This window comes from Streptomyces sp. LBL (assembly GCF_029893585.1).
GTDB lineage: Bacteria > Actinomycetota > Actinomycetes > Streptomycetales > Streptomycetaceae > Streptomyces.
This window is the reverse complement of sequence record NZ_JARXYX010000029.1, coordinates 88,553-108,110: the sequence shown is the minus strand read 5'-3', so window position 1 is coordinate 108,110 and position 19,558 is coordinate 88,553. Positions and strand designations below refer to the sequence as shown.

Sequence of the window (19,558 nt, the reverse complement as noted above, 5' to 3'; positions counted from 1 at the left end):
CCTCCTCCAAGTGGCTATAGCCTCTAGCCACTATAGGGTGAGTGGTCAAGAGCCGACCCCGTAGTCTTGAGCACATGACGCGGTTGATCGTCGCAGCAGGAGGAGGGGGCGACGCAGTCGCCGCCGCAATGCTTGACGCCGCCCTGTACGGGGACGCCGGCGAACAGGCGGTGATCCTCACGTACGCGTGGGACCGCTTGCTCATCGACCCACTACCGGGCCCCCGAGGAGCCGACGACTTCACCGGCCTCGAACCGCTCACCCCAGCCGTCTGGAAGGTGCCGGCGGATGCCCGCCCGGTCGCACCGGCAGGTTCCACACTCCCGCGACTCGCCGCAGAGCTCCGGCACACGTTCGCGCTGATCGAACCGAGGCACGGCGCCGAGGGAGTCACGCACCAACTCGAAGAACTCGTCACCCACTTAAAGCCGACCTCGATCGATCTCCTGGACGTCGGCGGCGACGTGTTGGCCCGAGGCAACGAACCGACGCTGAAAAGCCCCCTCGCCGACTCCCTGACTCTGGCAGCGTGCGGCCAAGTGAACGCGCCCATACGCCTGTTGATCGCAGGTCCCGGCCTGGACGGCGAGCTGCCGCACGATGACTTGCGAGACGTGCTCGGCCCAGTCGTGCACACCCTCACAGCGAAGGACACGGAGCCGATCTGCCCGGTCCTGGAGTGGCACCCCTCAGAGGCAACGGGCATGCTCGCGGCAACAGCCCGAGGCGTACGCGGCACATGCGAGGTCCGAGACGCCGGACTTCCCATTCCCCTCACCGACGAGAGCCCGACGGTCCACGAGGTCGACCTGGACGAGGCTCTGAGCCGCAACGAGTTGGCCCGCGCCATCATGTCGACAACCACCCTGGACCAGGTGGAGGCACTGAGCCGCGAAATCTGCGGCTTCTCCGAAATCGACTACGAGCGCAACAAGGCCCTCTGGCTCAAGGAGCAACGGCCAGCGAAGCTCGACGCCGAGTCGGTGCTACCTCAACTCGCCCAGTTCGAGGCAGAGGCCCGAAGCCGCGGAATCACTCACACGACGTTCCGCCACCTCACCGAGGTCCTGAACCTCGACGGCTCACAGCGTGGTGATTTGCGCCGACTACTCATCAACAGCCGACCGGAGAGCCACGTTGCACCACTGTGGCAGATCAAGCAAGGTTCCGACGGGTGCGCCTTCTCTCCAGGATGCCCCTGACTGTCCAACGCGCGTCGTGGTGAAACCCCAAGTCAATCGCGCCAGCAGCACCGGAGCAGCTACCGTCCCTGCATGGCACGTTCGTGTGTTTTCTGCGGCAGTACCCCGCTTACCAACGAGCACGTCTTCCCCAGGTGGATGGCCGAAGGCTTCCCACCTGAGGTATTGACTGAGCAAGCCATCATGGTCTCTCACACGGAAAAGTCCGAGCGGCGTCACACCGGCCGGATGTTCACCACGACGGTCAAGTCTGTTTGCACGCACTGCAACAGTGGATGGATGAGCGACCTTGAAGGCGCGGCCAAGCCCACGCTGCTACCCATGGTCAGGGGCGAGATCACTGAGATCAGTCCAGCTGGGCAAGAAGTACTGGCGACCTGGACGCTGAAAACAGCTTTGATGTGTCAGCTCATGCAGTCCAAGACAGTGCAGAACCTTCCAACATCTCACTACGCCGATCTCTCTCGGGATCGGCTGCCAAGCCAGCAGATGCGTGTCTTCACCGCATACATGCCCCCGCCGCAGTACCTGAACGGCGAAAGTCCCATCGAGTACCGATCGATCCCATCAGAGGCGCGGTTCACGACCGCTGACGGCGTTCAGCACAGGCTCTGGAGCACTGTCGTTACGCTGCGCATCGGTTGGGCAGTCCTTCAACTCATCAGCGTGGGTCCACTTGGCTACGACTACGAGATCGCTCTGTCCGGCTTCGCTCCCTACGTGAGGCAGCTGTGGCCTATCCAAGAGACTGTCTCGTGGCCGCCGCTCATGCTCAGGTCTGTCGGCGACTTGGATCAGCTCTCCGATCCTTTAAAGTCCCCCCATATAGCCATCTAAGTGACGAACGCCCAGACCCGGTCGTCGACAGCCCGGTTCCCAGAGTGAGTTACAACCTTCTCTACTGGTTCAAGGCGGCTCGCTCCGCTCCCCGCGCGCGGCCCGGCCCCCGGCCGGGCCTGCGCTCCTGTCTCCGCCCCGCTCCAGCCCGGCCGGCGCCCGCGCCGCGCACACAGCAATCAGCCACCTGATCCCAGCGAAGGGGTACGTCTCGCGGGTGGGGCAGCCGGCTCTACGGCCACGACCCAGCGAGTCAGCACACGCTGGCACTCACGAAAGCCCCAGGGTGTGCTGATGCTTCCAAGCCAGAGCCAAGCACGCGCGACCGGCAGGCAGGGCGGAGGGTCTATGAATGAATTCAGTCACTGTAGCGTCATCGAATGGCCAACCCTGATAGATGCCACTCTCCATTCTCCGCTGGAATGGTAGGTCAAGCTTACCCTCTTCATTTTCTGGAACCATGCAAGGGAAGATCTCATCGAAACTATCGGCGTCAAATATGCACACCGTCAGAATTTCAGGCTTCCAAGTTAGGGGGTAGAGTCCAATCCCGAGGAAATAAAGGCCAATCCGCCCACCCTTGCGCGCCTCATACAATCTGCTATACGGCCACTGCCGCTCGAAGTCAACAGGAGCAAAACTGCGGTCTCGCGCTTCTTTGTGACCCAAGAATTCCTCTACGTATTCACGCACAATGGTGAGCCACAAATCCACCTCTCTGGCTGCAGATTGAGGCGAGTCGTGAGACGGTTGAAATTCACCTGCCGGTATAACGTGAACCGTTCCAGCAGCAGTAGCAACATCGGTTCGATCGTGCATATAGAATGTTGAACCATACTCGCCTTGGCGAACCGTCAAGGTATTTACCCCCGGAATTGCACAGCGTTGCGAGAAATCATAGGGATCTTCAAGCCATTTCCGATATCTTCCGTCGATTTCACGCCCTTGGGATCTGGCAAAGTTCCGGGCAGCCTCAAAAAGTAGCGGCTCCGTTGTGTCGAATGAATCCCAATACCAGCCGCGCGTTAGATTCAAAGCGAGGCCATCATCTTTCGGGGTCACGTCGAGAAGCCTATAGGATGCACCATTAAACCAGAGCTTCGGTGGATCAAATTGATCGACCGCCTCATGGTAGGTTGGCAGGTGCTGACCCGAGTCGTCTCGCGGCCAATATTTGATCAGCTTCTTACGTGCCTTATCCAGATCACCTTCGTTCGCTGCCTGCGTGTACCGAAGTTCGATCCGGTCCAGCGTGACCGGCTCTTGCAGAATCCATCCCGACTTGGCGAGCAACGGCACGTCAGGGGGAACCTGCGGGGCAAAACGCCCTTTCTGATCCCTGATGGAATAGTTAATTATTTTCTCGGTCATATTGACCTGTCTAAGGAGTCGCCGAATTCCCTTGAATTCTGCGACACTCTTAGGACCCAGAGGACGCCTGGATATCTTTATCTGGATGAGGGCCAGGATTGCAGCAACGACTATCCCTGCGATAATCAGGAATATGCCCATCGTAAGCCTCCGTACCGCGATCCTAATCGACTATCCGGAGGGTGCATCAAGAATTTGATCTCTCAGCTGAAGTGCGCCACAAAAAAGAGCAGACTGCATACCAATCGCAGCGGCGCCAGAAACATTCTCTTGCCGGTCATCTATGAACAGAACCTCATTCGCTGCAATATCAAGCAGACGGATGGCGGATTCATAGCAGCGCCGATCAGGCTTTGTCACGCCTAGTCGACAACTAAAGATGAGCGGGTTGAATGGGGCCACCCAGTCCAGCTTCTCGACAGCCGTGGCAAGCTCATGGGGCGCATTCGAGAGGATGGCTAGGTGCAAACTCTTCTCAGACAACTGAGGTAGAAGTTCCAACATCTCCGCGTCAGGGCTCAGCCAGCTCGCTATGTCCAAGCGACCCAACATGCGAATCTGATCAGTCGACCAGGTCACTCCTACTCGGGAGGAAACTCGCCCCCAGTAGTTGCGTGCCGATATCGCACCCGCATCATAGGGGGTGCGCTCGTTCCAGTAAGCACGCCAGAATATTTCCGGGTTTACTCCCGCAGTTTCTGTCAGGTTCCGGCGGGCCTGCATCGGCTGGTGCTGGGCGAGCACCCCTGCGAAGTCGAACAGGAGGCACTTCACCCGACCGTTGAGTGCTTCCCTCAGAGTCATACCTACATTCTGCTGCTTACCTGCCATCCTCGCGACCGCAAAGCACAGGGTCGCCGAGACCCGTCCCACCGCAGGTCAATACAGAAGAAGTCGCGGCGCCGACGCCTGATGAACACGCCTCCGCCGTCGCGGCTTGCTCTGGTGGACGTCACCAGGCAGCGTGGCTGAGCCCGGTGGGGGTACAGCGAGGCACACGCGCGCCTGATCGGTCGACGTACCCGCCATCCTGGCGGACTGTCGTCGGCTGAGCTACGAGCACCGACGATTCCCCGGCTCTGTTCAGCGCGAGGGCGTGAAGCCAGCGGGCTGGTCGAGGTGGAACGCGGAGCCTGGAGTCGTCGGAGTCCACCCTTCCAGCACGCCCGAGCCCTCCGACCGGCAGGGATGCCGCAGTCCCACACGTTCAGGTGACGACAAATCACCTGTCAACTCGCATACCGCCCTCTCATGACCACCTGAAGCAGAAGGACTCGTGCCAGTCACGTGCCAGATCAGGCGGGGAATCACGGGGGAACACCGGGGCATCGGCCGAAGGCCCGATGGGTGCCGAGAGCATTCCGTCCCAGGTCAACGGGACAGCAGCTCCGAGACCACCTGAGCTTCCCAAGCTGATGGCTCAGGCATCGTCCTTCCGGACCGGCAGTCGGGGCATGCGCTGGTCGACGGGCGATAGCGTGGCTGCGCTTGGTGAGGGTGCGGCGAGGCATACGCGCATCTGATCGGTCGGCGCACCCGCCATCGTGGCGAGCTTTCGTCGGCTGAGGCTCAGGCGTGGCCCATAAGTGGTGCCGGCCATCCGCCGAGTGCGGTCGAGCTGGGCTGTCCCCGGGGGCCGTCCGAGGCTCCTCAACAGTAGCCAAGGACGACCAAAAACGACCGCCCGGCGCACGAGTCCACCGCCCCTGACCAGCAAAAACCCAGCTTCCCAAGATCCCCGGACCCAAGGCAAGAAGACAGGTCTTGGCTCGCCCATCGCGACTCCTCCAACCGCACGCGCAATGGACCATTGCAGCAGGTCATAGCCTTCTAATGCCACGCCCTCTTTCTCCTACTTCGACAAGCACATCAGCAATAGTGAAGTTGTCTAGAAGGGTCGAACGCAAGATAGACAAGGAGGACCGGATTTCTTCCAATTGCCTACGCGGTTGCCGCTCATCAAGGTACTGCACCACGATTGCGTGCACGTCTCGTCCCCAGGAATCATGTGGTAGCACATTCTCTCGCCACCGAATTTCGGCTTCCTGTAGGAGCCTATCCACAGCCCGGAGGCTTTGCACTGCACCCCGCGCCTGCCCCTCTCGGAGAGGCGGGATTCTAGTTACCCATGCATCAATCTCTGCTTGGGAGGGGCCGAGCGGCAGATCACCCACGTACATCAGTCTGAACAACATGTCGAGGGCACCTTGCTTGACTCCAAGCAAGGGAACTAGTCGGTTGTATGCCTCGGGTTCAATGATTTGCACCACGGCAGATTGACTCTCCAAGAGGAGACGGACATAGAGGAGATCGTCCCGCTGTCGGTCAACCAGATGCCTTACTCGTCTAGGGTATTCCGGGCCTCCGCCTTCTCTCCCGTCATTAATGTCGCTACCTATGGATGCCGCGTAATTCTCCAGGTGTTGGATGATGTCCTCGGCAGTGACCATCAGTTGGTTTATCTGCGCGCAGAGTAGAAATAGCTCGACGCCCAACTGCCGTCGACGCTTATCCTCTCGCATTCCTCTGATGCCAGGAAATCCATTAGCTAAGGCGTCAATCAGGGTCTTGATGATTTCGATCATACGGCTATCCTCTATCACATGTCCCTACCGAGGAAGTAGCTCCGGGGCCTGACGGAGACGCGATCACCCCTGAGCCCTGCGATCATGCCTGACGTCACGGGCTGGCCGCCGTGAGTTGCGCTGGTCGACGGCTCCCTCGGGGCGCGCGTGAAGCTGGTCAGGTGCGAAGGAACACACGAGCCCGCCCCTGGTCCACCCGACATCCTGGCCGACTATCGTCGGCCAAGGTCTACGAGTCACGGTTCTCGGCTGAGGCGCGAGGGTAGACAGGTCGCCGTGAGCGATGACCACAGCCAAGAACTACGCGATCTCGTGAGCCACTTGGGCGCTGGCATCCGTGACGCGCACTACCGATCCGCGCACGACGCAGCCCAGAACGTCTGCTCCGGCGTCTTCGTCAAGATCCCCGTGGACCTCCACGATGTCGTACACGAAGCGGTCATGGCCGGATACGCAGCCGCGATGAGCGACCTGGAAGAGGGCAAGCTAGACGACCGGGTTAGAGAGCGGGCCGAGATCATCGAGTGAAACCCGTCGGCCCCGACCGTCTCAGTTTCCGTCTCATTCAGCCCCGTTCACGGCCGTTCAGGCAGGACTCGGAGCCGTCCCGGCACCTGAAGCCAGCCGCCCTTGAACGCAGGTGAACGCCCCTGCACCCACACCAACACCCCACCAACACAGTTGGAAAGCGTGTGGGCGATCAAGCCCATCCGCGCTGCGCCTCGGTTGCTCTACAGCTGGCGAGGGTCCTGTCCGAGGATGACCGGGTCTTCGGCTCGCAGCCGAAACGCTGCGTACACGCCCAGGCTCTTGCGCGCCGCGATGTAGTACTCATCGCGCTTCTCCTGAAACTGTCTGAACGCCCGCGTCCAGTCTTCCGCCGTACCAGAGCGCATCTCACGAACGAACTGCTCCAGGACCCATGCATGGCGTTGCAGCGTCCTTGCTGCCGAGATGGTCTCGGCGTCTCCCATGAGGAGGACGGCCTCGAAGGCGTACCCACGCTCCAGTTCAGCGTCAGCCAACCGCTCCAAGCCGACGTCTTGGGCAAGTGGTTGGGGCAAGTCGAAGAGCCCTTTACCTGCTGCCAGGCGGCCGGCCACCGACGTGAACCTCTTGATGGCGTCGGCGTATCGGAGATAAGCCTCCAAGCGGCGTTCGTCCCACCTCGTTGAGAGTTGGCGGCGCCACCGTGCCCTCTCCATCAACGCTCCGCCGACGTAGGAAGCAGCTGCGCCGACGAGCACACCCATCAAGGTGAACAGCTCTCCTGACATGTCCCCCTGCCGATCAGATAGACGCTAGTGGGGACAGTACTGACCCGACTGCCCCCGCGGAAAGATCGATCTGCACCGGTCGTTGCGCAGACGCCAGGAGCGGCAGAGGCCTCGGCCAAGACCGGCAACCTGATGACAACGTGCCCTGAGCACCGCACCACAACCGCACCAGATCGAGCGGGGAACAGCGGGGAAGCACGGTGAAAGGGGCCGGTCCGGCAGAGGCCGCGAACCGGCCGTTTGAGCAGGCCAGCGCCTACAACAGGCCCTCGATGCCCGCAGCTTCCCAAGCTGAGAGTGCGAGTTCGATTCTCGTCACCCGCTCCAGAGAGAAACCCCAGGTCAGTGGCCTGGGGTTTGTTTGTTGTCTAGTCCATTTCGAGGGCGGCGTGCCCTCTGTCCAGGTCGGAGGTGGTGAACCTCCACTGGAACGGTTGTGCCACGGCCCCGCTCGCGCTCGGCGGCGGTCAGGGCTATCTCGGCAACCGGGGCAACAGGCAAGTGGGCTAGGCCAATACGCCGCGTCCGGGACACCCGGCAACCGCTCCATCGTCGGCCACGCGCCCGTGCTGGGGTGAATGAGGTCGATCCGCGCACAGCCGCTGAGCTACGGCACCATGACCGTCTGGAGCGCGATGGACGACCTGGCCGTCGACTGGGGCTGTCTCGCTCGCTCAGCCGAAGAAGCCCACGATCCGGGCGATCCGGTTGTCCGGGGTGAACTCGACGAAGTCGAGTCCTGGAAGTTCCCGGCCGTAGTCCACGCCTACGGCGACGATGGGATCAGGTGCGGTCATCAGCCAGCTGAACCTGCCGACGCCGTGGTGGGTGTCCAGGCCGCTGGTGGGGCGCAGAGTGAAGCCGGGATACCGTTCGGCCGTGCCGAGGACGAGCCGAACCATGCCGTCAATGCCCACGACGGTGTCGGTCATCGTGTCGGTGTAGGTGCCGTCCTGTGCCCAGCACCGGGCGAAGGCCGCCGCAATGGTCTCGGCATCCTCCCCGCTCCACGCCGCCGCGTAGTCGGCGACCGCCTGCAGCCGTTCCATGTCCACTCCTGACTAGTCCAGACTTGAATATACCTGGACGGTAGGCCGATACTGAGCAGCTAGTCAAGACCGGACTAGGGTGGTGCCCATGTCGGTCGGTGGTTATCTCGTACTGGGCCTACTGCTGGACGGTCCCGCCTCGGGCTACGAGCTCGGCGCGCGGGCGTCCAGGGCAGTGGCTTACTTCTGGCCGATCACTCGGTCGCACATCTACGCCGAGCTTCCCAAACTGGTGGATCGCGGGCATGCCACAGTGCAACACGTCGTCCAGGAGGCGGTGCCGGACAAGCGGGTCTACACCGCAACCGACGCCGGCCTGCACGCCTTCCGAGGGTGGCTGGACGGCTTCAACACGGTCTCCGAACGCGCCCGTCAACCGTTGCAGATCCAGCTGCACTTCGCCCAGCACACCAGCACCGAGCACCTTCTCGGACAGCTCGATCAGTGGGAAGCGGAGCTGCGCAGCACCCTAGAGCTGTGCAAGGAGCTCCTCGCCGAGTACGCGGACCACACCGGCCGCAGCCTGACCGCACGGTTCGCGATCAACCGCGTCGAGGCGGACCTCACGTGGATCGGCGAGGCCCGCGCGGCGCTGTCCTGACCCAGTCATACGCCTGCAGATTCCGCCTCACCACCCTCAACACCTGACGGCGAACGTGCCCAGTGCGGGATGGGTGAATCCTTGTCGCCGCGCTGGGTGCCCCTCCCTGAAGCGTCCCGTCACATGGGGGAGCGACACAAGGGCAGGCCGGCAGAACAGGAGCGCGTGCTGGGGACCCATCGTGCGGGCGTGCTCCAGGGCAGCCGCGACGACGAGCCGAGCCAGGCCCTGACCTTGCATACCGGGTGCGACGGCCACCCCGCCGACGCCCACCACCTCTGTCTGGTCGGCCCCTGACGGTCATTCAGCAGACCCTGAACAGCGGGCCGGGCCCCAGCGTGGTCGTCGCCACCACAGAACCGGGCTCACCCTCGCGGGCCGCGCTCGCCCTGCTCGCCCAGGCGATCAGCGAGGCCACCACGCAGGCCGGCCCCTCCTCCGACCCGGTGCGGACGCGGCCCCGCACCGACAAGACCTGACCTCACACCACGTCACCGGGCGTTCGGCCACAGCGAGTCGGCGCCCGTTGGAGCGCAGCTACCAGGTGCGCCCGGAGCAGGCGGTGATAGACCCCGCGGCGCGGGCGGCGATGACGCGGGAGGACCATCAACGGGCGTTCACCACGTTCGCGACATCGTTGATGACGGATTTCGGCCGCTACCTCGCCTACGAGGATGCCGATCCCCACTCTGACGGCGTGGTCTACCGGCAGGCAGCGGTGTGGTTGACCAAGGAAGAACACGTTGTGATGGTCGAGGAGATCGAGCGCGCGGTCCTCGCGCGGGTCGGCCACGACCGGGACGACGGCCGCACCCGACACATCGTCAGCCTCGTCGTCGTGCCGGACAAACCCGCGATGAAACCCGGGCCGGACACCGACACCGAGCGGGATGACTGACTGAACTGCTCCAGAGCTGGTCGCCGAACTGCGGGCCGTTGCCCACCGTATGCGTTGGGATGAAGGGGTGCGGTAGGGCTGTGTGGTAAACAACTGACTCGGTCAGCGATACCTGATCACCGTCCGGCCGTGTGTGCAATGTCCTACGAGTTCGCCGGGCCCCTCAGTTCCTCGGCGCGGGGTTTGATCAGGCGGTTCGCCGCTCTGGGCCTACGCGTCCGCGCGTAGATCATGATGATTCTTCAGGAATTCCGAAGGACCGTCGCGATCCGCACGGACCCCTGGCTGCTCGGCTTACTTGCCGGAGCCGACGTGGTAGCCGACGGGGTCGACGACGATGTCCGGCACGCTGCCAGTGGTGGCGGAGACGGTGATGGTCAGGTCGTTGAGGTTCGCGATCTGGGAGATCGTCTCGTTGGGCGGGGTGACGTCGAGCCGGGTGTAGGTCTTGCCGGAGCCGCTGGTGTCGGGGCTGAAGTGGAGCAGGAAGCGGGTCTCCTCGCCGGGTCCGACGGTGACGGTGGAGGGCGTGGCGTCGGAGCGGGCGGCGTCGGGCCCGGTGTCGCCCAGTCCGTCGGGGCCCACGAGCTGGACGCCTGGGAAGCCGTGCATGCTGCACGTGCGGGAACCGATGTTCTTCATGTTGACGACTATCTCGTTCTTGGTCCCGGAGGCGGTGACGCTGTAGCTGAGACGGTCGGTCGTGCACTTGGAGCCCGACGTCGAGGACTGGGCCTGGGTGGTGGTTCCGCTGCCCTTGCTGGAGCCGCTGGAGCCGCTGGAGCCGGACGAGGAGGAACTTGAGGTCGAGCCCTGGCCGCTGGTGGAGGTGGAGCTGCTCGCGCCGGTGGAGCTGCTCGCGGCGATGGACGGGCCGGCGCTGGCGGAAGCGCTCGATCCGCCGCTGCTGGTGCATGCGGTCAGCGAGAGGCCGGCGGCAGCGACGACGAGGGCGAGGGCGGACATCTTCTTGACGCGCATCGGTACTCCTGGGAAGAGAAGAGGTGTCGTATCGGTCGCCGGCTCCGACTGAGCGGCCACGGTTGATTCACAGGAGGCCCACACCGGGCGATGCGTTGCGGTAGGAGTTGCACCAAGACACCGCTGTGACAGACGAGTTGACGCGCCGTTACGGCAAGGCAGAGAAACACGGACAGACGGGGCGTACTGCAACGGCTGGCCGGGCCCTGAAGGCACACGCGGTGAAGTGCGCGACATCCCACGGGTTCATCCTGGCTTCATCTCCAGTTGCCGCAGGTCGGTCTGGCAGACGGGGGTGAGTGGATCCGTGCGGATCACGACGGCCCTTCGGATGAGGTGCTGGATGCGCTCGCCCGAGCCCTGCGCCTGGAGGAGGCGGAGCGACTGCATCCGCACGACCTCGCCAGTGCCACCCAAGCAAACTGGTGCATCACGCCTTCGGCGACGCCCCTGGATTCGTGCTGGGCCGCCGCAGCGACGTACTGGCCTGGAACCGCATCGGGCACGCTCTGTTCGCCGGACACTTCGAGCCAGACCGCACCGTACATCCGGGCCAGCGCCCGCACACCACCGCGCATGGTGTTCCAGGACGCTCACCCCCGCGACCTCTTCGTGGACTGGCGCAAGAAAGCCCGCGACGTGGTGGGCAAGCTGCGCCTGGCCGCCCTCATCGGCGAACTGACCATGAGGCGCCCCGAATTCGCCGCGATGTCGTCCGAGCACAAGGTCAGGAAGTGGGACTTCGCGACCTACCGGATGCACCACCCGCTGGTCGGCCCGATGTACCCGACCCCGCAGACCCTGCCGATCCCACAGGAAACCGGACCAACGCATCGTGGTCGCAACTGCCGAAGCGACTCGCCCTCCCATGCGCCGCACCCCCTACCAACCCGGGCACCAACAAGCAGCGTCTCTGGAACTCTTAAGGATCCTGGGTCATCGCGTGGCCTCGAGAGGTGGAAGCGGTGACGAGCGCGGAGGGTTCCGGGCCGATCCTTGGGTAGAGCCCGTGTGCGGCATCACTGGCGGTGACGCGGTGCCAGCGTCTGGACTGTGTCCGGCTCTTTCGAGTCAGGCACACCCGGGGATCGCTGCCCCGCCGGACGCTGAACCGGTCACCGCAGATGAAACACGATGCCAGTGGCGGGGACCGCGCGCACTTCAAGCACGCGGCGTGTATGTCAGGTAGAACGAGAGTCAGTCCATCGGGTTACGCCCGAGCCGGAATCAACTTGCCGCAGCTTCCCCAAGCCAATCGCCGCACAGTTGGAGACCCTGACCAACCCCGCAGACCTTGACCGAACAGATAGAAGCACCCCCCGAGCCCCGCGCGGAACGCACGATCGTGACCGTCACGAAATGCCGACCAGACCCGGTTTCAGTGGGCCTCATCGTGGGCGGTCATGTGGGCGAGGGTCTGCTCGGCGCTGTCGGGGGCGAAGGCGCCGTCGATGCCTTCGGCGGCTCCCTCGGCTGCTTCCACGGAGCGGGGGATGAGGATCTTCTCGTAGGCGGTGACGGCGTCGTCGACGGTGGCGTGTTCGGTGAGGGCCTGGGCGAGGTCGGCGCCGTCGCGCATGGCGAGGTTGGCGCCCATGCCGGAGAAGGGGGACATCAGGTGGGCGGCGTCGCCCAGCAGGGTGACGCCGGGGGTGGGTTCCCAGGTGTGGGGGACGGGCAGGGCGAACAGGGGACGGTTGGTGTAGCCGGTGTCGGTGTCGGTGATGAAGCCGCGCAGGGCGGGGCTCCAGTCGGCGAACCGGTGCAGGAGGGCGTCGCGGACGGCGGCGGGGTCGGTGAGGTCGACGCCGGCCTGCTGGTGCCAGTCCTGGGGGGTGCGCATGCCGACGTAGATGCGGATGTGGCCGCCGCTGTTGCGCTGGGCTATGAAGCCGAGGTTGTTGTCGAGGACCATCATGGTGCCGTCGCCGGTCAGGGCGGCCAGTGCCGGGTGGCGGGTGTCGGCGTCGTTCAGGCCGGTCTCGACGAAGGTGACGCCGGTGTAGAGCGGGACCGCGTCCGTCAGCAGGCGGCGTACGCGGGACCAGGCGCCGTCGGCACCGACGGCGAGGTCGGTCTCGGTGCTGTGGCCGTGGGCGAAGTGCAGACGGTGGCGGCCGTCGCCGAGCGGTTCGGCGCGCTCCAGCTTGTGGCCCCAGCGGACGGTGCCGGGGGCGAGGGAGCCGAGCAGGAGGTCGCGGAGCTGCCCGCGGTCGATCTCGGGGTTGCCCTGACCGTCCTGGGGCGGAGCGGCGTCGAACAGGATGCGGCCGTCGCGGGCGATCAGGCGCATCTGCTCGCCCTCGGGGCGGGCCAGGGCGGTGAAGCCGGGCCACAGGCCGGTGGCGCGCAGGGCGTGCTGTCCGGTGTCGGGGTGCATGTCGAGGGTGCCGCCCTGGTCGCGTGCGGTCGCGGAGGCGTCGGAGTCGTAGACGGCGACGTCGATGCCGTGGCGCTGGAGGATGCGGGCGCAGGTCAGGCCGCCGGGTCCGGCGCCGATTACGGCGATGCGGTTCATGGTCGTTCTCCATGTCGGGGTGTGCGGCGCAGGGGCCGGCACGGGCGGGTCCCGGTCCGGCTGTTCCACAAAAGCACGACCACCAAATAAGTGCAACGGTACAACTTTTTTCATCAGACACCTTTGTGTACGATGAGAGCATGACGACACCTGTGGGACGGCGCGAGCGCAAGAAGGCCGCCACGCGCCAGACGCTCGCCGACGCCGCCCTGAACCTCTTCATCGAACGCGGCTACGACGCGGTGACCCTGCACGAGATCGCCGAGGCCGCCGACGTCTCCACCACCACGCTGCTCAAGCACTTCCCCAGCAAGGAGGCGCTCGTCTTCGACGAGGAGGCCGACCACGAAGCCGGCCTGGTCGCCGCTGTCAGCGACCGCGCGCCCGGCATGACAATCCCCCAGGCCCTGTGCGCGCACGTCAAGCGCGTCCGTATCCGGGCCGACTCCGACACCCGTTACGCCGACTTCCTCAACCTGGTGAAGACCACCCCGGCCCTCAGCGACTACGCCCACCGCATGTGGATGCGCCACCAGGACGCCCTCGCCCGCGCCATCGCCCAAGACCTCGGCGTCACACCCGACGACCCGCGCAGCGCCGCCCTGGCCCGCTTCGCCCTGGAGACCTCCGCGCTCGCCCAGCGCGCCGACGACCCCGAACGAGCCGTCGACGCCGCCTTCGATCTCCTCGAACACGGATGGAGCGCCCCGGCCCCGTGATTCGGCGACGGCCGCCACTGACCTTGGTGCCTGCCGTCAGGCGGCGCGGACCCGGAAGGGCGGCCCGTTCTCACAAAGGGGCACGCCCGCTGCTCGGCCCTCGGCCAGGAAGTCGACCCACAGCTGGACGTGGGTGCGTCGCAGCGAACGGCCGTCGTTCTTTTGGCCGGGGCTCGGGTGTCACTACCGGCCGTTGTGCCGAGGCAGTTGAGCAGGTGGCAGAGGAGGCTCTGTGGGGAACAGCCGGTAGGGTCCGGCCGTCACGGGAATCGAGGGAGCACCCCATGAAGCGCATCGTCATAGCCCTGGCCGTGGCCGCCGTGCTGGCGGGCGGCGTGGTCACGGCGTGGAACGTGTTCGACAACTCGTCGGTCGCCACCGCGGGCGGTGCGGATCACACGGTTTCACGCACGGACGTCGAGAAGCTGGCCAAGGAGAACTACGGCATCCCCTTCGTCCAAGACGGCCCGCAGTCCGTGAACTGCCCGAGCGGGCTGCACGCGAAGATGGACTACACCGTGACGTGCACCGCCGTCTTCAAGGGCGAGAAGAAGACGATGCTGATCTCCGTGACCGGGGTGAACGGCGACCGGGTGACCTTCGACTACGGCCTGGCGAAGTAGGGGGAGAAGAGGTGGAGTTGGAGACTCAGCGGTCGCCGACCACGCCGTAGCGCCATGCCCAGGCGGCTATCTCCACGCGGTTCCGCAGCCCCAACTTGGCCTGGATGTTGGTCAGATGGGACTTGACGGTGGAGAGCGAGACAAACAGCTCGGCGCAGAGCTCCTGGTTGGTCCGCCCTTCGGCGACCAGCCGGGCCACATCCAACTCCCGTTCCGTCAGCGGACCGGAAGACACCTCGTCGCGGGCGGCGGTCCGCTGCTCGCCGATCCGTTTCAGGAGTCGTACGGTCACGGACGGGGAGATCAGTGCGTCGCCGCGCGCCGCCGCGCGGACGGCCTCGAGCAGCAGTGCGGGGCCCGCGTCCTTGAGCAGGAACCCGCAGGCACCGTTGCTCAACGCCCCGTAGACGTAGTCGTCCTGGTCAAAGGTGGTCACGACCACCACGCGCAGCGGATCGACGGCCCTCGGGCCCGCGAGCAGCCGGGTCACTTCCAGCCCGTCGAGTTTCGGCATCCGAATGTCGACCAGGCACACGTCTGGGCGCAGCTTCCTGGCCAGGTCCACGCACTCCGCGCCGTCGGCCGCCTCGCCCACGACCTCGATACCGGGCTGGGTCTGGAGGATCAACCGGAAGCCCGTGCGCACCATTTCCTGGTCGTCGGCGATCAGGACCCGGATCACCGATCCGCCTGATCCGCTGGCGTTGGTCATGCAGGGGATCCTGCCACAGCGCCGCGCAGCGGGAATTCCGCCGTCAGCCTCCAGCCGCCGTCCTCGGCCCGGCTCGCGTGGAGCGTGCCGCCGACCGCCTCGGCACGTTCGGTCAGCCCGATGAGGCCGAGGCCGCCGCGCCCGCCGAGGGGTTCGGCGTTCGGTGCCGCAGGCCGGGGCGGTGGTGCGTTGTGCACCTCGACCCGAAGCCGCCGGGCAGCCGCGCTGTCGGCATCACCGCCGTCATCGTTCGACAGGGCGACCCGTACGGAGACGGACGGTGATCCCGGCGCGTGGCGGCGTACGTTCGTCAGCGCCTCGCGCACGACGTTCCGCACGGAGGTCTCCACCTCGGGGGCCGGCCGCGTCTGCCGGGCCTCAGCCGCGACCTGGAGGGTGGCTGGGACGTCGCGTTCGGAGAACGTGGCGACCAGTTCGCCCAGTTCGGCGTACAGCTCCCCCGGCCGCACCGCCCGTGTGGTGTCGTCGCGCAGCACGCGCACCAGCTTGCGCATCGACTGCAGGGTCTCGGCCCCGGCCTGCTCGATGCCGTGCAGCAGCGGGTCCACCTGCTCGGGCGCGATCTCGCGGATCGTCCGGGCCGCCTGGGCCTGGACGACGATCCCCGTGACGTGGTGGGCGACGAAGTCGTGAAGTTCGCGGGCGAGTTCCAGGCGTTCGTTCTGGCGCGTGTCGGCGACGGCACGGCTTCTGCGGTCGTCGAGACTGCGGAGGTAGGAGCCGATGCCCACGGCGCCGCCCGTGAAGAAGATCAGGAGGAGGGAGAAGTAGACGTTGCCGTTGTCGAGCATCCGCATCGGTGCCGCGATCACGGCGGAGGCGAGTGCGGTGCCCAGCGTGGCGGCCAGCCAGGGCTGCGGTGTGTCTCTCGTGGTGCGCACCAGCAGGAGCAGCAGGCACAGCGTCTCCAGCAGGCCCCAGTCGGCGATCAGCCACGGCTTCACGGACGTGAAGAGGGCGAGCGTCACCGTCCAGGAGACGAGCACCGCGGCACTCGCACCCCAGGCCGGCGCGAGCTGTCTGTGGGGCAGCAGCAGCGCGACGGCCGCCGCGAGGCCCGGGGCCAGCCTCCACCATGCGCTGCCGCCTTCGAGTCCGGCGTCTGACGCGGCGCCGGTCACGTCGACCACCCACAACAGCGCCATGACCACCCCCAGGGCGGTGAGGGTGGTGCGCTGGAGCAGCGGGGGGTTCCTGGTGTGATCGTCTGTGTATCTCGCGTCTCGCACATCCGCAGCGTAGGGGCGGCCCCCGCCGTGCGGCCTCGGCCGAAAGGACGACGCGGCGGCTTCGAACCGGTCGGCCGGCCGAGGTGAAGGGCCGTCGCCGAGACGGATGTTGGAGCACATGACCCACAACACCTCCTGGCCGCCTACCGTGTTGAACGGCATCGGACTGTCCAAGTCCTTCGGATCCACCCGTGCGCTCGACGGCGTGGACATCGCCGTGCAGGCGGGCGAGTCGCTGGCCGTGATGGGCCCCTCCGGGTCCGGCAAGTCGACGTTGCTGCACTGCCTCGCGAACATCGAGCGCCCGGACAGCGGCCAAGTGCTGCTGGACGGCGAACGCATCGACCAGTTGCGCGAGCCGCACCGCAGCGAGCTGCGCCGTACCCGCTTCGGCTTCGTCTTCCAGTTCGGGCAGTTGCTGCCCGAACTGCCGGCAGTGGAGAACGTGGCGCTCCCGCTGATGCTCGGCGGTACCTCGCGCCGCGAGGCGGAGCGGCGCGCGCGCCAGTGGTTCGTGCCGCTGGGACTGGAGGGCAAGGAGGACAGCCGCCCCGGCCAACTGTCCGGCGGGCAGGCACAACGGGTCGCGCTCGCACGGGCGTTGGTCGCGGGCCCCCAGGTCGTCTTCGCCGACGAGCCGACCGGCGCGCTCGACCAGGCCACCGGGCAGGAGGTGATCCGGATGCTGACGGAGGTCACCAGGAGGCAGAACACGGCGTTGGTCGTGGTCACCCACGACCGGTCGGTGGCCCGCTGGTGCGACCGTACGGTGCAGGTGCGGGACGGGCGGATCGTACGGGACGCGGACGCCGGCCCGTCCTGGACCGGCGTGATCGGCTCAACGGCGTGCGTGCCCGGCGGAGTTGCGCGATGAGGACTGCGAGGACCCTGGACCGCACCACCTGGACCCTGACCTGGCGGCTGCTGCGCGGCGGCGGCAGGCACGGCCGTCTCGGCGCCGGGCTGTCCGTCGCCGCCGCGGCGATCTGCACCACGCTGCTGCTCCTGTGCGTCGGCGCCAACCTCGGCTTCGCCTCACGCGCCGCGCACGCCGACTGGCGTACCCCCGCCGAGGCCGAGCTCTCGCGCGCGGTGGCCGTCGAGGCGGTGAGTACCACCTTCATCGGCGGTGAGCCCGTGACCGTCGTCGATGTCGCCGCGTTGCCGGGCCGGAGCGGCGAGGTGCCCGCGCCTCCCGGTACGCCGCGCTTCCCCGAGCCGGGCGAGGTGTGGACGTCGCCCGCGCTCGGCAAGCTGCCCGGCAGCAGGAACACCACCGGCACGCTCGGCCGCGCCGCGCTGGTCAGGCCCGGCGAGAAGGTGGCCGTCGTCGGGCACCGCGCCGACGACCCGGCGATGACGGTGAAGCGCGGCACCGACCCGCGCCGCCCGGGGGACATCGTCACGCCCACGCCCGTCGCGGACTTCGCGGGCAAGCGCACGGCGGACGGCCTCGGCGCGCAGTACCAGGCCCTGGTGAAGATCGCCACGGCACTGCTGATCGTGCCGCTGCTCGTGCTCGGCGCCTCCTCGGCCCGGCTGTCCGTCTCGCGTCGCGACACCCGGCTGGCCACGCTACGGCTGCTGGGTGCGGCGCCGGGCCGGATCGCGGGGATCGCGGTGGCCGAGGCGACGCTGACCGGTACGGCGGGCGCCGTCGCGGGCGCGCTGGGCTATGCGGTGCTGCTGCCGGTCGCGGCCAAGGTCCCCTTGGAAGGCGGACGTTGGTACGCCTCCGACCTCTGGGTCGGTACGGGGGTCCTGCTCATCGTGCTCGCCGGCGTGGTGCTGATGGTGGCGGCCAGCGCGCTGGCGGGGCTGCGGCAGGTGGTCGTTGGCCCGCTCGGCGTCGTGCGCCGCTCGCGCACGCCCCGTCTGAAGGCCGTACGCGCTCTGCTGTTCGTCGCAGTGCTGCTCGGCTACTGGCAGCTGTCCAAGGGCAAGTCGATGGACATCGACGCGGTGGTGTACTGCTGCGCCGCCGTCTTCGCCGCGCTGTCCGTCATCGGCCCCTGGGTCGTCGGCGTACTCGGCGGCCTCGTCGCCCAGTCGGCGCGGCGACCGGCGACGCTGCTCGCGGGGCGCCGCCTGCTCGACGACCCGAAGTCCGTGTGGCGTGCGGTGTCGGCGCTGACGCTGGCGGCCTTCGTGGCCGGTTTCTTCGCGCTGTTCAGCCTCGGCGGCGACTCGCCGTGGGGCAGCGCGGACCAACTCGCGCTGTCCGTGCCGAAGGAGCGCGTCGCCGCCGTGCGGCAGCAGGCCGCCGCCCGCCTGGAGCGCTCGGGCATCCACGCCACCGTCGGCGCGAACGACGACTGGGTCGCCACCGGCGTGGGCGGCGGTGGCGAGCGCCAGGTCACCGCGACCGCCACGGACCCGGGCCGCCTGGACGCGGCGCGCGGTGCGCTCACCGGCCTCGTACCCGGCCAGTACCCGCTCACGGGCCCGGACGTCGACTGGCAGTCGCGCCAGTTCAACCGCGACTTCCACCTCGTGACACTGGCCGTGCTCGGCGCGAGCTTCGCCATCGCCATCGCCGCTACGGGCATCACCGCCGCCTCGTCCGTCCTGGACCGCCGCCGCACGTACGGCCTGCTGCACCTCGCGGGCACCTCGCTGCGGGTCCTGGACGCGGCCCGGCGTACGGAGTCGGTGCTGCCCGCCGCCGTGCTCGTGGGCGGCGCGGTGATCACGGGGCTGTTCTGCGCGGCGCCGCTGACGCTCGCCGGAGGTTCCCCGCAGCTCGACGGCCCCGGCACCGCGCTCCTCGCCGGCTGCCTGGCACTGGGCTTCGCGGGCCTGGCCGGCGCGAGCGCGGCGAGCCGCCCACTGCTCCGCTCGGTCGCGAGGGAAGCGGGCCCGCGCCCGGACTAGGTGCCGCGACAGGCAATGTTTGCCCGAGAAGGAGCGGCGTCGTGGGGGTCCCCCCGCTCGA

The 19,558-nt window shown here is 66.6% G+C and carries 20 protein-coding genes and 2 pseudogenes; 12 read left to right on the top strand and 10 right to left on the bottom strand.

The features are described 5' to 3' along the window. Window positions 1–74 precede the first annotated feature (74 nt). The gene (locus M2271_RS30605) at window positions 75–1,202 is read left to right on the top strand and encodes a DUF1152 domain-containing protein (protein WP_280890629.1); all 1,128 of its coding nucleotides are present in this window, start codon (window positions 75–77) and stop codon (window positions 1,200–1,202) included. Window positions 1,203–1,481: 279 nt separating this feature from the next. After that, window positions 1,482–2,039 carry a hypothetical protein gene (locus tag M2271_RS30600; protein WP_280890628.1) on the top strand — a complete coding sequence of 186 codons (558 nt, stop codon included), beginning with the start codon at window positions 1,482–1,484 and terminating at the stop codon, window positions 2,037–2,039. A 270-nt stretch (window positions 2,040–2,309) separates the two neighbouring features. On the opposite strand, the gene M2271_RS30595 is transcribed toward M2271_RS30600, so the two are convergent. The 3 genes from M2271_RS30595 to M2271_RS30585 form a co-directional block, all read right to left on the bottom strand. Next, a complete protein-coding gene (locus M2271_RS30595; RefSeq protein WP_280890627.1) occupies window positions 2,310–3,551 on the bottom strand; it encodes a hypothetical protein in 1,242 nt (413 codons plus the stop codon). 30 nt (window positions 3,552–3,581) lie between these two features. Next, entirely contained in the window at window positions 3,582–4,241 is a 660-nt protein-coding gene (locus tag M2271_RS30590; protein ID WP_280890626.1) for an HAD family phosphatase, read from the bottom strand. 989 nt (window positions 4,242–5,230) lie between these two features. Next, window positions 5,231–5,995: a hypothetical protein gene (locus M2271_RS30585; RefSeq protein ID WP_280890625.1), complete on the bottom strand. Its 765-nt coding sequence runs from the start codon at window positions 5,993–5,995 to the stop codon at window positions 5,231–5,233. Between the two features lie 276 nt (window positions 5,996–6,271). Here M2271_RS30585 and M2271_RS30580 point away from each other — a divergent pair, with 276 nt between their 5' ends. Further along, on the top strand, window positions 6,272–6,523 hold the full coding sequence (locus M2271_RS30580) for a hypothetical protein (protein WP_280890624.1): 252 nt from the start codon (window positions 6,272–6,274) through the stop codon (window positions 6,521–6,523). Between the two features lie 203 nt (window positions 6,524–6,726). Here the strand turns inward: M2271_RS30580 and M2271_RS30575 are convergent, their stop codons facing one another. Together M2271_RS30575 and M2271_RS30570 are read right to left on the bottom strand one after the other, a co-directional pair. Continuing rightward, complete coding sequence (locus M2271_RS30575) at window positions 6,727–7,272, bottom strand: hypothetical protein (RefSeq protein WP_280890623.1); 546 nt, start codon at window positions 7,270–7,272, stop codon at window positions 6,727–6,729. Window positions 7,273–7,946: 674 nt separating this feature from the next. Continuing rightward, a complete protein-coding gene (locus M2271_RS30570) occupies window positions 7,947–8,321 on the bottom strand; it encodes a nuclear transport factor 2 family protein (RefSeq protein ID WP_280890622.1) in 375 nt (124 codons plus the stop codon). 88 nt (window positions 8,322–8,409) lie between these two features. Here M2271_RS30570 and M2271_RS30565 point away from each other — a divergent pair, with 88 nt between their 5' ends. Next, the gene (locus M2271_RS30565; RefSeq protein WP_280890621.1) at window positions 8,410–8,922 is read left to right on the top strand and encodes a PadR family transcriptional regulator; all 513 of its coding nucleotides are present in this window, start codon (window positions 8,410–8,412) and stop codon (window positions 8,920–8,922) included. Window positions 8,923–9,051: 129 nt separating this feature from the next. On the opposite strand, the pseudogene M2271_RS30560 reads toward M2271_RS30565, so the two are convergent. Further along, window positions 9,052–9,204 (bottom strand): annotated as a pseudogene (locus tag M2271_RS30560) (GNAT family N-acetyltransferase); the annotation flags it as partial. Window positions 9,205–9,260: 56 nt separating this feature from the next. On the opposite strand from M2271_RS30560, the gene M2271_RS30555 reads away from it, so the two are divergent. After that, window positions 9,261–9,401 (top strand): hypothetical protein, encoded by a 141-nt coding sequence (locus M2271_RS30555; RefSeq protein WP_280890620.1) that lies wholly within the window; start codon window positions 9,261–9,263, stop codon window positions 9,399–9,401. A 47-nt stretch (window positions 9,402–9,448) separates the two neighbouring features. Next, window positions 9,449–9,820, top strand: a complete 372-nt coding sequence (locus tag M2271_RS30550; RefSeq protein WP_280890619.1) for a hypothetical protein — start codon at window positions 9,449–9,451, stop codon at window positions 9,818–9,820. Between the two features lie 294 nt (window positions 9,821–10,114). Here the strand turns inward: M2271_RS30550 and M2271_RS30545 are convergent, their stop codons facing one another. Then, on the bottom strand, window positions 10,115–10,801 hold the full coding sequence (locus M2271_RS30545; RefSeq protein ID WP_280890618.1) for a DUF4232 domain-containing protein: 687 nt from the start codon (window positions 10,799–10,801) through the stop codon (window positions 10,115–10,117). Window positions 10,802–11,226: 425 nt separating this feature from the next. Here M2271_RS30545 and M2271_RS42620 point away from each other — a divergent pair. Beyond that, window positions 11,227–11,286: pseudogene (locus tag M2271_RS42620) on the top strand (hypothetical protein); the annotation flags it as partial. Window positions 11,287–11,377: 91 nt separating this feature from the next. Next, window positions 11,378–11,770 (top strand): hypothetical protein, encoded by a 393-nt coding sequence (locus M2271_RS30540; RefSeq protein WP_280890658.1) that lies wholly within the window; start codon window positions 11,378–11,380, stop codon window positions 11,768–11,770. A 409-nt stretch (window positions 11,771–12,179) separates the two neighbouring features. On the opposite strand, the gene M2271_RS30535 is transcribed toward M2271_RS30540, so the two are convergent. Then, window positions 12,180–13,319, bottom strand: a complete 1,140-nt coding sequence (locus tag M2271_RS30535) for an NAD(P)/FAD-dependent oxidoreductase (protein WP_280890617.1) — start codon at window positions 13,317–13,319, stop codon at window positions 12,180–12,182. A gap of 140 nt (window positions 13,320–13,459) precedes the next feature. Here M2271_RS30535 and M2271_RS30530 point away from each other — a divergent pair, with 140 nt between their 5' ends. Next, window positions 13,460–14,038: a TetR/AcrR family transcriptional regulator gene (locus M2271_RS30530; RefSeq protein ID WP_280890616.1), complete on the top strand. Its 579-nt coding sequence runs from the start codon at window positions 13,460–13,462 to the stop codon at window positions 14,036–14,038. A 284-nt stretch (window positions 14,039–14,322) separates the two neighbouring features. Then, complete coding sequence (locus M2271_RS30525; protein WP_280890615.1) at window positions 14,323–14,661, top strand: DUF4333 domain-containing protein; 339 nt, start codon at window positions 14,323–14,325, stop codon at window positions 14,659–14,661. 25 nt (window positions 14,662–14,686) lie between these two features. On the opposite strand, the gene M2271_RS30520 is transcribed toward M2271_RS30525, so the two are convergent. Continuing rightward, entirely contained in the window at window positions 14,687–15,373 is a 687-nt protein-coding gene (locus M2271_RS30520) for a response regulator transcription factor (RefSeq protein WP_280890614.1), read from the bottom strand. Continuing rightward, window positions 15,370–16,623 carry a histidine kinase gene (locus M2271_RS30515; protein ID WP_280890613.1) on the bottom strand — a complete coding sequence of 418 codons (1,254 nt, stop codon included), beginning with the start codon at window positions 16,621–16,623 and terminating at the stop codon, window positions 15,370–15,372. Before M2271_RS30515 ends, M2271_RS30520 begins: the two co-directional genes overlap by 4 nt. A 118-nt stretch (window positions 16,624–16,741) precedes the next feature. Here M2271_RS30515 and M2271_RS30510 point away from each other — a divergent pair, with 118 nt between their 5' ends. Then, window positions 16,742–17,497 (top strand): ABC transporter ATP-binding protein, encoded by a 756-nt coding sequence (locus M2271_RS30510; protein WP_280890612.1) that lies wholly within the window; start codon window positions 16,742–16,744, stop codon window positions 17,495–17,497. After that, window positions 17,494–19,497, top strand: coding sequence for an ABC transporter permease (locus M2271_RS30505; RefSeq protein WP_280890611.1), 2,004 nt, complete (start codon window positions 17,494–17,496; stop codon window positions 19,495–19,497). The genes M2271_RS30510 and M2271_RS30505 overlap by 4 nt, the downstream gene beginning before the upstream one ends. Window positions 19,498–19,558: the final 61 nt, after the last annotated feature.